The organism is Streptomyces sp. NPDC002935, from assembly GCF_040611295.1.
GTDB lineage: Bacteria > Actinomycetota > Actinomycetes > Streptomycetales > Streptomycetaceae > Streptomyces.
Genome location: NZ_JBEXNW010000051.1, coordinates 1 through 14,095, shown reverse-complemented (window position 1 = coordinate 14,095; position 14,095 = coordinate 1). Strand labels below are relative to the sequence as shown.

Here is a 14,095-nt window from a genome sequence, read left to right as displayed (position 1 = left end):
GCCGGTCATCACGCGGGAGTGAGCAGCTCCGCGTGGTGGCGGGCGGCGACGAGCGGGTGCGCCCGCAGCTTGCCCTTCAGCTCGTTGAAGCCGTACTCGGCGAAGAGCGGATTCGACGGATCGTCGGTGACGCCGGGCGCGGCGGAGGCGTGCGGGAACGGCAGCGGCTCGACCCGGGCGTCGAGGCGGGGGTTGTAGAAGAACGGCACCGAGAACCGCTCGGTGGCCCCGGCCGGGCTCACCACCCGGTGGTTGGTGGCCACGAGATACCCGTTGGTGGCGACCTCCAGGAGCTCACCCAGGTTGACCACGAAGGCGCCCGGCAGAGGCGGCACGTCGTGGAAGAGACCGTCCTCGCGTTGCACCTGAAGGCCGCCGACCTGATCCTGGAGCAGCAGCGTCAGGAACCCGTAGTCCTTGTGCGCGCCCACGCCCTGGTCGCCTCCGTCGCCCGCGCTGCCCGGATACCGCACCAGCTTCAGATGCGGGTGGGCCCGCTCGCCGAAGATCGGGTCGTAGAAGCCGGCCGGAGCCCCGATCGCGGTCAGCAGCTCGCGCAGCAGGCGCGCGGCGACCTCACTCAGCCGTTCGATCCAGACCAGCGCGGCCGTCCGCAGCTCCGGCAGCGCGGCCGGCCACTGGTTCGGCCCCTCCAGCCACCAGTACGCGGGCTCGTCGGGACCGGGTGTCCGCGCGGCCCGCTCGGCCCCTATGTCGAGCTGGTCCCGCCAGTCGCGGCTGCCGCCGGTCCGCTCGTCGCCCGTCCGCGTGTACCCGCGAAAGTGCGGCGAGCCGACGTTGTCGATGGCCAGCCGGTCGGCCTCGGGGAGCGCGAAGAACCGGTGCATGGCCCGCAGCAGCGCGCTGGTCTCGGCCTCGCTCACCCCGTGCCCCGTGAGCTGGAAGAACCCCACGTCGTGGGCGGCGCTGTGCAACTGCGCGTGCAGCAGCGCCCGTGCCTGCGGGCCGCGGTCGGCGGCGGAGAGATCGATGATCGGAAGCTGCTGGTACGAGGGGAATCGCCGTCCGGTCGGGACAGGCGTGGAATACGTGGAAGACGTGTTCGTCGTCATGAGATGCGTCCGCGGGGTGTACGGGTGCCCGGGCGGCCGCCAGGGATGGGGCGGGGGCCACGGGTGCCAGGTGACGGAAGGAAGTGCGAAGGGGGCTGGGTCAGACGGAGCGCCGACAGCCCATGCTCGTGACGCGCACGTAATCCACGTGGCGGCGTCGAACGAGCATCGGAAGCATGGACACAGCGTACTGCGACCCACGCGATCCATCTGTGACCCGGGTCACGCCGGACGAACGCTCACCGTGGGCGAACGCAGACGACCCGCGAGCTCGGGTCCCTCCGCCTTGCGGCGAAGAGGCCGGCCGGACGCACCGGCGAGCTCGCGGGTCGGGTGACTGCGTTGGATTGGGCCGGCTGCATGCACATCACACATGCTGGTCCGGCGCCGAACCGAGTCCGACAACGGGCCGCTAGCCCGCAGTCACCTCGTATGTCCGGGTTTCCGTCATGAGCCGAACCACCTCCTCTCCTACGTGGGCAGCACTCTAGGAAGACATCCGGGCGGCCTCAAGTGATTTACGGCGAGATACGGGACGGGTGCCCCTGGGGCGTGCGGGGCGGAAATCCGGCGTACAACGATTTCGTCCAATCTTTGGGGAACGAGGTGTGGGCTGGGTCACGTTCGAGTTGAATGATGACGAGTGAGCGAACTGTCGCGCCGTTCACGCGGACGCAGCCTGCAGGGGGTCCAGGTGAGTGCTTCCCGGCGTAGTGGGACCACCGACGAGCTGGGGCCGGACGAGCCCGAGCCGGACGGCTCCGATCTGCTTGCCGCACTGTTGGACGGCATGGACGCGGCCCTGTGCGCCTTCGACGCCGACGCGGTGGTGACGCACTGGAACCGCGAGGCCGAGCGCATCCTCGGCTGGACGGCGGCCGAGGCCGTGGGGCGGCACGGCTTCGCCGGGTGGGCCGTGCGGACCGCGGACGCCGAGGAGGTCGAGGCCCGGCTGATGTCCGCCATGCAGGCCCCCGGCCGCCAGGTGCACGAGTTCGCGCTCCTCACCAAGGACGGCGGCCGCGTGCTCGTCCGCACCCAGTCCGCCGCCGTCCGCGGCCCGGACGGCAAGCCCGCCGGGGTGTACTGCGCCTTCAGCGAGGTGCACGCCCAGATCGACCTCGAACGGTCGATAGCCCTGAGCGAGGCGCTGTTCGAGGATGCCAGCTGGGGTGTCGTGCTGGTCGACGCCGACCTGCGGCCCGCCGTGGTCAACGCGCACGCCGCACAGGCCCTGGGGACCGGCCGCACCTCCGTCCTCGGCCGCCCCCTCGGCGAGCTGCTCTCCCAGGGTGTCGAGGAACTGGAGAGCGCCTTCACCCACGTACTGGCCGAGGGCGCGCCCCCGGCACCCGCGGAGCTGTGGGTGAGCGTGCGCACGCCGGAGGGCGAGAAGCGGCGGTGCTGGCGCAGCGGCTTCCTGCGGCTCGCCTCGCCGCTCGCGGAGGAGCCCGTACCCCTCGGTGTCGGCTGGCTCTTCCAGGACGTGACCGAGGCCAAGCAGACCGAGCAGGAGGCGGCGCTGCTGCGCTTCCGCGCCAACCAGCTGCACCGCGCGGCGCGGGCCGCGGCGGAGTGCGAGGACCCGGGCGAGGCCGCCACCGTCCACCTCGACTTCGCCCTCGCGGGCTTCGCCGACCACGCCCTGGTCGACCGGGTGGCCGGGGGCCCGGTCGCGGACGGGGAGCGGCCCGTGCGGCTCGTCCGGACCGTCGCCACCCCCGCCGGGGCGCCCGGGCCGAGCATCCTGACCGGGAAGGCCGGGCTGCCCGTGCGGTACGCGGAGGGGCACCCCGCGCTGCAGTGCGTGGAACGCGCCGGATCGGTACGGGCCGACGCGGCCGCCGCCGACCCCGAGCAGGCGCGCGAGTGGGCTCTCGCCCGCCAGTGGCCGCGGGACTCCGTGCACGCCCTGTGCGCGGTGCTGCGCAGCCGCGGGCGGACCCTGGGAGTCGTGACGTTCCTGCGGAGCGCGGGCCGCACCCGTTTCGAGCGCACGGACGCGATGTACGCGGAGGACGTGGCCGTACGGATCGCGATGGCGCTGGACCTGGAAGGGCTGGCGGGGCGGCCGTAGGACGACCGAGGGGTGGTTCCGGGGATGCCCCGGACGCCCGCTCAGCGCCGGTAGAAGATCCGGTCCCCGTACTCCGTCATGACGCGTCCGTTCCACTCGTGCCCGCCGTCGACGTTGCCGGAGCGGAGCAGCGGCGGTTCGATGCCGCGGTCCGCGAGGGCGCCCGCCGCGGTGGCCATGACGGCCTGGAGCAGCGCCGTGGTGACGACGGTCGAGGCGGGGGCGAAGGGTGCCTCGATGGAGTCCACGCTGAGTTCCGCGTCGCCGACCGGGATCCTCGAGTCGAGGACGAGGTCGCAGTGGTCCTTGAGGTAGGTGCCCGACACGTGCCGGGACGTCGTCTCGGTGGCGTAGGCGACGGAGGTGACGCCGATGACCTTCACGCCGAGGGCGCGGGCGGTCATGGCCATCTCCACGGGGAGAGCGTTGCGCCCGGAGAGCGAGATGATCACCAGCAGGTCGCCGGCGCGGAGCGGGCTGGAGTCGAGGACCGCGCTCGCCAGGCCGTCGACCCGCTCCAGGGCGGAGCCCAGCGTCGCGGGCATGACGTCGACACCGACGACCCCCGGCACGGTGAGCAGGTTCATCAGGGCGAGGCCGCCCGCGCGGTAGACGATGTCCTGCGCGGCGAGCGAGGAGTGCCCGGCGCCGAAGGCGAAGAGCCGGCCGCCGTCGGTGACGGTGTCGGCGATCAGGGTCCCGGCCGCCTCGATGCTCCCGGCGTCCTCGTCCCGTACCTGCCGCAGCAGGCCGATGGCGGCGTCGAAGAACTGCCCGGCCAGCTTGCTGTCGCTCATCGGCGAAGCCCCTCAGAAGTCTCGTCGGCTTGGACGTCTCGTCGGCGTCGGATCGGCACGGGACGGGTGGGCGGCTGAACCGGTCTCCCGGCGCGGCCGTACTCCCGTCGTGTCGCGGATCACGTTGCGGTCTGGACCAGTGCCCTGTCAATACGTCCTTCGGGGGCGCCGCCGAGCGGGGCGCCCGCGCGCGTGAGCGCCGGCCGGGTCCCGTGTCCGCCCGGTTTCCCGGGCATTCGGCACCATGCGGTTTCGACGGCGAGGCACGGTTGTCAGTGGTATGCGTCAGAATTGAGTTCAGCGCCAGCGCACAAGCCGGTGGGCCATCGAGTCTTCGGCAGAGCTAATCGAGGGGCACGAATGTCCGGACTGATCGACACCACGGAGATGTATCTCCGCACCATCCTCGAGCTGGAGGAGGAAGGCGTGGTCCCCATGCGCGCCCGGATCGCGGAGCGGCTCGACCAGAGTGGCCCGACGGTGAGCCAGACGGTGGCGAGGATGGAGCGCGACGGCCTGGTGGCGGTGGCCAGCGACCGGCATCTGGAGCTCACCGACGAGGGGCGGCGGCTGGCCACGCGTGTCATGCGCAAGCACCGCCTCGCGGAGTGTCTCCTCGTCGACGTGATCGGTCTGGAATGGGAGCAGGTGCACGCGGAGGCCTGCCGCTGGGAGCACGTGATGAGCGAGGCGGTGGAGCGGCGCGTGCTGGAGCTGCTGCGCCACCCGACCGAGTCGCCGTACGGGAACCCGATCCCGGGCCTGGAGGAGCTGGGCGAGAAGGACGGTGCCGACCCGTTCCTGGACGAGGGCATGGTGTCGCTGGCCGAGCTGGACCCGGGTCTGGACGGCAAGACCGTGGTCGTACGGCGGATCGGTGAGCCGATCCAGACGGACGCCCAGCTGATGTACACGCTGCGGCGGGCGGGCGTGCAGCCCGGCTCCGTGGTCAGCGTGACCGAGTCCGCGGGCGGGGTCCTCGTGGGCAGCGGCGGCGAGGCCGCGGAGCTGGAGGCCGACGTTGCCTCCCATGTGTTCGTCGCCAAGCGCTGACGCCGTCGGGCGCACCGACACCGGCCGGTATCCCTGGTTCCGGATCCCGGCCATTTCCCCACCCGCGCTTCCGGTGCCCGCGAGGGGCAGCTCCCGGGGGCCGACCGAGGGGCCGGCAGCCGCTGACCTCCACGTCGGCGCCCGGGCGCCTGCCGGACACCGCGCGGCGCACGTCGTCCGGCGCACCCCGGGAGTGTCAACTGCTGGGGCTGTAGGGGTAGTTGTGATGTTTTCGCGACCTGGCCGAAACCAAGATTCAGTGTGCGGAATCGCAGCGCCGCGACCGTTTGCGTGCGACGCTGTCGCGTGAGGCATATGACCTGAGGGCTCTTGACCGTGTCCGAGAGCGATGGTGTGCGGTCGGGGAGGGGGCGTAAGGATGTGCCGTAGATGTGGAGAGGGCCCCGGCGCCGTCTGGCGCCGGGGCCTGTCCTCCCCTGTGCTGACCCGGAGCCCCGAGCTCTCAGGGTCATTCCCCTCGGACCGGTTTCCCCGAGCGGTCCGCCTCCCGCTGAAGATCTCCCCGCGGCGACGGCGGTCAATCCTCATGGGCGGTCACTCGAACGAGGGGTGTTGCGGCCAGAAAGGCCAGCTTCGAAACCCCATTCGATAACGTGGCGATGTGGCGGGAGTACACAGAGGAACACCGAACGGCACAGGAGCAGGGGCAGGAAGCGGTACGAGTGGACCGGCCGGGTCGAGCGGGAGCGAGCCGGTCCGAGCGAGCTAGGGGGGTGCCATTACCGATGGTGCGGCGCATCGACGTGACGGGAGCGGGCGGCGTACGCCTTGCTGCCTGGGAGTTCGCCGATCCTCCCAAGAGCGATCAGCCGAGGGCCTCCGAGGCGCCCGGCGTGCTGTTACTGCACGGCCTCATGGGCCGTGCCTCGCACTGGGCGTCCACCGCCCGCTGGCTCTCGGAGCGGCACCACGCCGTCGCCCTCGACCAGCGGGGACACGGCCAGAGCGACAAGGCCCCGGAGGCCGAGTACACCCGTGAGGCCTACGTCGAGGACGCCGAAGCCGCCCTCGACCAGCTCGGTCTCGGACCGGCCGTCCTCATCGGCCACGCGATGGGCGCACTGACCGGCTGGCAGCTCGCCGCCAAGCGCCCCGATCTGGTCCGCGCCCTGATCATCTGTGACATGCGGGCCTCGGCACTGGGTGCCGCCTCTCAGCGCGAGTGGGAGGACTGGTTCAAGGCCTGGCCCGTCCCCTTCGCCACGCTCGCCGATGTACGGAAGTGGTTCGGCGAGGACGATCCCTGGGTGGAGCGCCGCACTCCCTCCCGCGGCGAGTTCTACGCCGAGGTGATGCACGAGTCCCCCGACGGCTGGCGCCCGGTCTTCGAACCGGAGCAGATGCTCAAGTCCCGCCAGACATGGGTGTACGACGCCCACTGGGAGGAACTCGCCCAGGTCCAGTGCCCCGCTCTGGTCGTACGCGGCCTCGACGGCGAGCTCGGCCGGGCCGAGTCCCAGGAGATGGTCCGCGTCCTGCCGCGCGGCCAGTACGCGGAGGTCGCCGACGCCGGCCATCTCGTGCACTACGACCAGCCGGAGGCGTGGCGCGCCGCGATCGAGCCGTTCCTGGACGGCGTGCTCACGAGCTAGCAGCCCGGCCGGGGCCCGGCCGGAGGCCCGGCTGGGGGCGGCGCCGCCGCCGCACGCTCATCCCTTGCTGACCGCCGCCAGGATCTCCGGCAGACGCCGGGCCGTCCGGGGCGCCGCCAGCCGGAGCCCGAGCAGCGTGATCAGCGCCCCGTAGGCGGCCCCCACGGGCAGCAGCAGCCAGGTCCACCGGTCGCCGTCCGCGCTCACGTTCAGCCAGATGGTGAGGGCGATGACGGGGGCGGCGAGCAGGGCGGCCGAGACCATGCCGCCGAAGATGGCGATCCAGGCGAGGCCGGCCTGGCCGGGGGCCACGTTCTTGTAGCCCTCCTGGGGGATGGAGTACGGGAAGCGGGCCGAGGACCAGGCACCGGTCGCGAGCATCGCGCCGAGCAGCGCGAAGGACAGGCCGAGCACCTCGGGCAGCTGCCGCCAGGCGCCGAGCAGCGCGGCCGTCAGGGCGGTCACGAGCGTCGCGTACGGCAGGGTGATCACCAACAGGGCCAGCGCACGCCCGCGCAGTTCGACGTACGCGTCACGGGTCGAGGAGATCGTCATCGCCACTATCCAGAACGCGGACGTGTCCTGCCCGAACTGGTTGTACATCTGGATCCCGAGCATCCCCGCCGCGAAACACGCGAAGTAGACCGAGCCAGTGCCCTGAAGGGCGTTGAACACCGGCACGATCAGCCCGATGGCAAGCGAGGTCACCCACGCCGCCTTGGTCTTCGGATCGCGCCACACGTACCGCAGGCTGCGCTCCATGACCGTGCCGGTGCGACCGGCCGGCAGCAGCCGCCCGATCCCCGACGAGCCCCGCTCCCGCGCGGCGGGCTCCGCCGCCTGGAGCGTGGACCCGTCGGGCGAGGTCATCAGCCGCGTCAGATGGCGGGACCAGAGCGCCAGCAGCCCCACCAGGGCGGCCGCGCACAGCACGAGCTGGACGATCCCGCTCCCGTACGACCCCTCGCTCACCGAGTCCACCGCACCGATCGCCGAGGCGGGCGGCACCCAGCGCAGGACGTCCGCCGCCGGGTCCAGCCTGGACAGCCCGCCCGCCGAACCGAGCCGCTGCGCGCCGAAGTTGACGAGCTGCACGCCGACCGCGACGACCAGTCCGCTGAGCACCGCCAGATCGCGGCCCTTGCGGCTGGACAGCAGCCGGATGTTGGCGGCCGCGACAGCCCGCGCGAGGGCCACACAGACCAGCAGGGCGAGCACGACGGCGACGGCCGCCGTCCCGTACGCCGCCGCCCCGTGCGCGACCGCGATCACCGAGCCGAGCAGCAGACAGAGCGTGAAGATCGGCCCGATACCGACCAGCGAGGCGGCCAGCAGCGCCCGGACGAGCGGCCGCGGCCGCAGCGGCAGCATCACCAGCCGCGTCGGATCGAGCGTCTCGTCGCCGCCGGGGAAGAACAGCGGCATCACGGCCCAGCCGAGCGCCAGGATCGTCACGAGCGGTACGGCGACGGTGGTGGCGTGCGCGTTGCCGCGCAGCGCGATGAGCGCGATCAGCTGGAGCGCGGCGAAGAACAGCACGAGCACCACGGACACGATGTACGCGGCCCGCCGACCGCCGGACTGCCGCAGCCCGTTGCGCAGGAGCGACAGCTTCAGGCGTACGAGGACGGGGGTGATCGACGCGGCGGAGGCGCCGGTGGCGGCGCTCACCGGGGAGCCCCGCCGCCCAGCCAGTCCAGGTCGGCCGTGACACCGCGGCCGTGCGCGCCGACCAGCTCCAGGAAGGCCTGCTGGAGCGAGGGCGCGGTGCCGCGCACGTCCGCGAGCGGTCCGTGCGCGCGGATGCGTCCGGCGGCCATGACGGCGACCCAGTCGCACAGCGACTCGACCAGCTCCATCACATGGGAGGAGAAGACGACGGTGGCGCCGGAAGCCGTGTACCGCTCCAGGACGCCGCGGATGGTCTGCGCGGAGACCGGGTCGACTCCCTCGAACGGCTCGTCCAGGAAGAGGACTTCGGGGTTGTGGAGCAGGGCGCAGGCCAGACCGATCTTCTTGCGCATACCGGTCGAGTAGTCGACGACGAGTTTGTGCTGCGCGCCCGCGAGGTCGAGGACGTCGAGGAGCTGGGTGGCCCGCTTGTCGACCTCGGCCCCGGGCAGACCCCGCAACCGGCCGGTGTACGCGAGCAGTTCCCGCCCGGAGAGCCGCTCGAAGAGCCGGAGTCCCTCGGGCAGCACTCCGATCCGCGCCTTCACCTCCACGGGGTCGCGCCACACGTCGTGGCCCACGACCTCGACGGTGCCCTGATCGGGCCTGAGCAGCCCGGTCACCATCGACAGGGTGGTGGTCTTGCCGGCCCCGTTCGGCCCGACGAGCCCGATGAACTGCCCAGCGGGCAGCTCCAGATCGATCCCGGCGACGGCGACCTGTTCCCCGAACCGCTTCCAGAGCCCCCGTACACGTACGGCGGGCACGCCGTCGTCCTTCGCTCCCTCGCTCATGTAGGCACCCTAAGGGCCGACGGCCGACCCGGGGGCGTGGAGAACCGTGCGCTACCAGCCAGGACGGACCGTGGCCGCCGAACCACCGGTCCGGCAGCGCGGATCGCGCCCGCTACCGATCCCGTCCGCAGGCGTAGGCCAGCGGCGAGATCAGCTCCTCCGCGTCCGGCAGCCACCGGTTCGCGGGCGTCGGCCGACAGGCCCACTGCACGGCACCCCGGGAGCCGAACCGGGTCGGAGGCGCGGCCACGTAGGCCCCCTCGCCGAGCGCCACCAGGTCGAGCGAGGCCGGCGGCCAGCCCAGCTTCCGTACGAGATCGGGGACCTTCGCCGCGGCGCCGGGCAGCACGAAGAAGTGCATGCGCCGGTCCGGTGCGCACGTCACAGGACCGAGGGTGAGCTCCATCCGCTCCATGCGGGCGAGCGCCAGGAACCCGGCCGTCTCGGGGACGTCGATCGCGTCGAACGTACGCCCCGTGGGCAGCAGGATCGACGCCGTCGGCTGCTTCGACCAGAGCCGGCGAGCGGCGGTCGCGCTGCCCGTCGCCAGAGTCGCCCAGTCCTCGCGCGCCGGATGCGCCCCGGCCACGGCACAGGAAGGATCGCCGCAGGAGCAGTGCTGCACCCCGTCGGCTACTTCCAGCCAAGTGCCGGGAAACACGTCCCAGTGGCGTTCCTCCGCATAGCGCACGGCGGCTTCCTGCAGCGATTCGCCACGCTGCTGGGGGATCTGTGCGGTCTCGGTGCCTGCGATGGTCTCGTCCACATGGATCTCAACTCCCCGGTCCACCTCGGGTTACGGGGGACACGCGCGCGGGGGAGGAGCATCCGTTCCGTGCCTGGGGCGCATGGATGCACGTGTGGGGGCGCGCAGGGGGAACGGCAGCCGGTAGTGGGTAACCAGGGGTGGGGTCGGGCAACCGCCCTTACCCCGGCAATCCTCACATGTCTCGCATCTTCGGTATGTCTGCGGGGCATTGATCTTCCTGGCCGACTTCTTTCGACCCGCCGGCCGGTGAAGACACGTCAACTCGGTGCGTGGGCAGGCACCGCAGCCACAGGGGGTACGCCATGGCCGCAAGGCCTCTCATCGCCAGGCAGCCGAACGAACGACTGCAGGCACTCATCCAGGAAGCGGGCTGTTCGAACGCCGGGCTGGCCCGCCGGGTCAACATGTGCGGCGCTGAACACGGACTCGATCTGCGCTACGACAAGACGTCCGTCGCGCGCTGGCTGCGCGGCCAGCAGCCGCGTGGACGGGCTCCGGCGATCATCGCCGAGGCGCTCGGCCGCAAGCTCGGCCGGACAGTCACGATCGACGAGATCGGCATGGCCAACGGCAAGAACCTCGCGTCCGGCGTCGGTCTCCAGTTCTCGCCGACGATACTGGGCGCGATCGAGCAGGTCTGCGAGCTGTGGCGCAGCGACGTGGGGCGGCGGGACTTCCTGTCCGGCTCGTCCGTCGCCTCCTCCGCGCTCGTCGAGCCGAGCCGCGACTGGCTGATCTCGTCGCCGGACTCGCAGGTCGCCCGCTCGGCGGGCCCGCGCGTCGGCCTCTCCGACGTGGCGGCGGTCCGCGCGATGACCCAGGCCCTCGTCGAGCTCGACCACCAGTACGGCAGCGGGCACGTGCGCCCGGTCGTCGTGCACTACCTGAACAGCGTGGTCTCCGGGCTGCTCGCCGGCTCCTACCGGGAGGCGGTCGGACGCGAACTGTTCGCCGCCGTGTCCCGGTTGACGGAACTCGCCGGCTACATGGCCATCGACACCGGTCAACCCGGGCTCGCCCAGCGCTACTACATCCAGGCGCTGCGGCTCGCCCAGGCGGCCGGGGACCGCGGCTACGGCGGTTACGTCCTCGCCGCGTCCATGAGCCACCTGGCCGCCCAACTCGGAAACCCGCGCGAGATCGCGCAGTTGGCGCGCGCGGCGCAAGAGGGGGCACGCGGCCGGGTGACACCGCGCGCGGAGTCGATGTTCCACGCGGCAGAGGCCCGTGGGCACGCGCTGATGGGCGACGCGCGCGCCGCGCAGGTGGCCTCCGGGCGGGCCGTCACCGCTCTGGAGGGCGCCGACACGGCCTCCGGGGACGACCCGACGTGGATCGCGCACTTCGACGAGGCCTATCTGGCCGACGAGTTGGCCCACTGCCACCGGGACCTCGGCCAGGCCGAGGCCGCCGCGCGGTGCGCCGAGGAGTCCCTCGCCGGTCATCCCGAGTCGCGAGCCCGCCGCCGCGCCATCGGCTATGTCCTGCTGGCCACGGCACAGGTCCAGCAGCGCGAGGTGGAGCAGGCCTGCCACACCGGTCTGCGCGCCGTCGAACTCCTCGGCACGCTCCGCTCCAACCGCGGCGCCGAGTATCTGGAGGACCTGCAGCAGCGCCTGGAACCGTTCCGGGACGAGGCCGTGGTGCGGGAGTTCGGGGCGCGCATGGAGTTGCAGGCGGCGGCCTGAACGTACGCGTGGGGCGCGTGGGGCGAGGGCGCGCGTCCTGGCGTGGACGGATCGGCGAAGGCCCCGGCGGGGGCGCACGCCGCGTGCGCCCCCATGTGAACTGCGGCGTGGGAGCCCTGGAGTGAGGGCACCGCGTGAGCGTCTGCCGGGCGCCCGGTGCGGACGCTGCCGCGTGAGCCGGTGATGGGGCGCGGCACGCGCCGGTGAGGGGTGTCGTGCACGTCGGCGAAGGTGCGTTGAGCGGGGGCGTGGCCACCCGCGTCCGTACGGTGTGCGGTCACGCGGCCGCGTGAGTCCGTGCGGGTGTGATCATTTTTCTTTCCGCTCCTTTCCGCCCTCCTGCCGCAGTGCGCATGAACATTCGCTCAGTACTGGCGTGAACGCCGGGAAAACGAAGGCGCCGTGAGGGAAGGGAGTGAGATACAGCGCATTCGGGGGCGGTTTCGTTACCCGTGTCACAGGGTGCCGGGATCAGGTTCCGTGCTGCGTGGCACCGGGTTGTGGGGACCCGGTAGCGTGAGCCGACGATTCCGAAGGTCCCCCATACGTAGGAGTCCCGGTGACGCAGAGTGGACAGGGCGAGGAGCCCTTGGCGCGGCCCGCGCGCGAAGGCATCGTGCTGCCCTCGGACGGCAGTGAACCGCTGCTGCCGGGTGCGACGGGTGACCGTGCGACCCCGGCGGGCGGTCAGGCCTGGGGCGGGCAGTGGGGTCCCGACCAGTCGGCCGCCCCGGCCCCGCAGCCCGGCGACAGCTGGGGAGCGCCGGTGAACGGCGCCCCGGCATGGGGTGCCTCCGAGGCCCAGGGCTGGTCGGCCTCGGACCCGCACGGCGCCCAGCAGGCCCAGGGCTACACCCAGCAGCAGGCGTCCGGCGCCGGACCGCTGCCGCCCGAGGGCGCGCAGCCGCCGTCGTACGGTGCGCAGAACGGCTATGCGCCGGGGGCGCACGGCTCCCACGCGGCTGTCGGATACGACACCTATGACGCCTACGGGGCCCAGGGACCGCAGGGCGGGCCCGCCCCGCAGAACCAGCACGGCGGACCGTCCGCGCCTCTGCCGCCCGGCGGCGATGACGGGGCGACACAGTACATTCCGTACATTCCGGCCACCCCGGGTGGCGACGAGGGTGCGACGCAGTTCATACCGCCGGTGGGACCGGGCGCGCTGCCGCCGGAGGTCCAGGCCGACGCGACACAGTTCCTCGGACGGGCGCCGCAGGGCGGCCCGGGCGCCGGATCGCCGCCGCCCGCCGCCGGCTCGGACGCCGACGCCACGCAGTACATCGCTCCCGTGCCCGCGCAGCCCGACGGGTCCTACGGGATACGTTCCGGCGCGCCGGAGGAGCGGCAGCCCCCGGCGGAGTTCGACAGTCTCTTCCGCAGCGAGCCGGAAGTGGCCGGGGCGACGCAGATGCTGCCGCGCATCGACGAAGCCGTCCCGCAGGGCCCGCGCGGCGCGCAGAACCCGTATGGCGCGCACGACGCGTACGGCGCGCAGTCCGCACCGGGCGCGCCCGGTGGCCGGGCCGCGGCCCGGCGTGGTGGCGCCTCCGACGGCGACGGAGCGGGCGGCGGTGGCCGCACCGGCTCGCGCCTCCCGGTGATCGCGGCCGTCGGCATCGGCATCATCGTCCTCGGGTTCGGCGCCGGCGCGCTGCTGAGTGGCGGCGGAGGCGACGACGACGGCAAGGACGACACCGGCAAGACTGTGGCCGCGACGGCACCCGCCACGCAGGACTCGTCGAAGGCCGCCGACCCGGTCAAGGCACAGGCCGTCGAGCTGGACAAGCTCCTCGCGGACAGCACCAGCAGCCGTGACGCGGTGATCAGGGCCGTGGCGAACGTGAAGGCGTGCAACAACCTCGACCAGGCGGCCAGTGACCTGCGCGACGCGGCGAAGCAGCGGGGCGAGCTGGTCACCCGGCTCTCGGCTCTCGCGGTCGACAAGCTGCCCAGCCACGACGAGCTGTCCGCTGCTCTGACCAACGGCTGGAAGGCCTCCGCGGCTGCGGACAACCACTACGCGGCCTGGGCCGACCAGGTCAACGACAAGAAGGGGTGCCGCAAGGGCAACGCCCGCCCCACCGGGCAGAGCCGGGCGGGCGACGCCGCCAGCGGCACGGCCTCCACCCAGAAGGAGAAGGCCGCGAGGCTGTGGAACTCCATCGCGTCCAAGTACGGCCTGACGCAGCGGGCCCGCACCCAGCTGTGACCGGTACGGGAGACCGGCCCCGCCGCTGAACGGCGCGGGGCCCGGCCCTGTGGTGAGCGGCACGGGTCCGGCCCTGCTGCGAGTGCGCGAGGGGCCAGGACCCAGTGGTGAGTGGCGCGAGGGCCGCCCGGACTCCGGGTGGCCGGGGCGGGAGTCCGCCCCGGCCGTGTCCCGGGTCCGTCCCCGAATTGCTCCGGGACTAGGGCCTGTCCGGCGGATCATGCCGGAGACGCGGGGCCTGGCACCCCCACCTGCGGCGTTGTCGTCGGTTGCCGATGCTCCGCATCGACGCCCTCCTCCGCCTTGCAGTTGGACGCACCAGGCCCCGCTCACGTGCGCTGATCAGGC

At 72.6% G+C, this 14,095-nt stretch carries 10 protein-coding genes; 5 read left to right on the top strand and 5 right to left on the bottom strand.

The genetic code is table 11. The features are described from left to right. Positions 1 to 8: 8 nt before the first annotated feature. A complete protein-coding gene (locus ABZX90_RS40255; RefSeq protein WP_355213319.1) occupies positions 9 to 1,073 on the bottom strand; it encodes a 2-oxoglutarate and iron-dependent oxygenase domain-containing protein in 1,065 nt (354 codons plus the stop codon). 694 nt (positions 1,074 to 1,767) lie between these two features. Here ABZX90_RS40255 and ABZX90_RS40250 point away from each other — a divergent pair. Beyond that, a complete protein-coding gene (locus tag ABZX90_RS40250) occupies positions 1,768 to 3,150 on the top strand; it encodes a PAS domain-containing protein (RefSeq protein WP_351120553.1) in 1,383 nt (460 codons plus the stop codon). Positions 3,151 to 3,191: 41 nt separating this feature from the next. Here ABZX90_RS40250 and ABZX90_RS40245 read toward each other — a convergent pair whose 3' ends face one another. Further along, positions 3,192 to 3,947: an SIS domain-containing protein gene (locus ABZX90_RS40245; RefSeq protein WP_355213318.1), complete on the bottom strand. Its 756-nt coding sequence runs from the start codon at positions 3,945 to 3,947 to the stop codon at positions 3,192 to 3,194. Positions 3,948 to 4,307: 360 nt separating this feature from the next. On the opposite strand from ABZX90_RS40245, the gene ABZX90_RS40240 reads away from it, so the two are divergent. Further along, the gene (locus tag ABZX90_RS40240; protein ID WP_261701816.1) at positions 4,308 to 5,000 is read left to right on the top strand and encodes a metal-dependent transcriptional regulator; all 693 of its coding nucleotides are present in this window, start codon (positions 4,308 to 4,310) and stop codon (positions 4,998 to 5,000) included. A 746-nt stretch (positions 5,001 to 5,746) separates the two neighbouring features. Continuing rightward, positions 5,747 to 6,613 (top strand): alpha/beta hydrolase, encoded by an 867-nt coding sequence (locus ABZX90_RS40235; protein WP_351120549.1) that lies wholly within the window; start codon positions 5,747 to 5,749, stop codon positions 6,611 to 6,613. A 57-nt stretch (positions 6,614 to 6,670) separates the two neighbouring features. On the opposite strand, the gene ABZX90_RS40230 is transcribed toward ABZX90_RS40235, so the two are convergent. The 3 genes from ABZX90_RS40230 to ABZX90_RS40220 form a co-directional block, all read right to left on the bottom strand. Continuing rightward, entirely contained in the window at positions 6,671 to 8,284 is a 1,614-nt protein-coding gene (locus tag ABZX90_RS40230) for a transporter (protein WP_355213317.1), read from the bottom strand. After that, positions 8,281 to 9,078 (bottom strand): ABC transporter ATP-binding protein, encoded by a 798-nt coding sequence (locus ABZX90_RS40225; protein WP_351120545.1) that lies wholly within the window; start codon positions 9,076 to 9,078, stop codon positions 8,281 to 8,283. Before ABZX90_RS40225 ends, ABZX90_RS40230 begins: the two co-directional genes overlap by 4 nt. 112 nt (positions 9,079 to 9,190) lie before the next feature. After that, positions 9,191 to 9,844 (bottom strand): bifunctional DNA primase/polymerase, encoded by a 654-nt coding sequence (locus ABZX90_RS40220; RefSeq protein WP_351120543.1) that lies wholly within the window; start codon positions 9,842 to 9,844, stop codon positions 9,191 to 9,193. A 305-nt stretch (positions 9,845 to 10,149) separates the two neighbouring features. Between ABZX90_RS40220 and ABZX90_RS40215 the strand changes: the two genes are divergently transcribed. Together ABZX90_RS40215 and ABZX90_RS40210 are read left to right on the top strand one after the other, a co-directional pair. Beyond that, positions 10,150 to 11,535, top strand: a complete 1,386-nt coding sequence (locus tag ABZX90_RS40215; protein ID WP_351120542.1) for a transcriptional regulator — start codon at positions 10,150 to 10,152, stop codon at positions 11,533 to 11,535. 559 nt (positions 11,536 to 12,094) lie between these two features. Next, positions 12,095 to 13,747, top strand: a complete 1,653-nt coding sequence (locus ABZX90_RS40210; RefSeq protein WP_355213316.1) for a hypothetical protein — start codon at positions 12,095 to 12,097, stop codon at positions 13,745 to 13,747. The last annotated feature ends 348 nt before the right edge of the window (positions 13,748 to 14,095 follow it).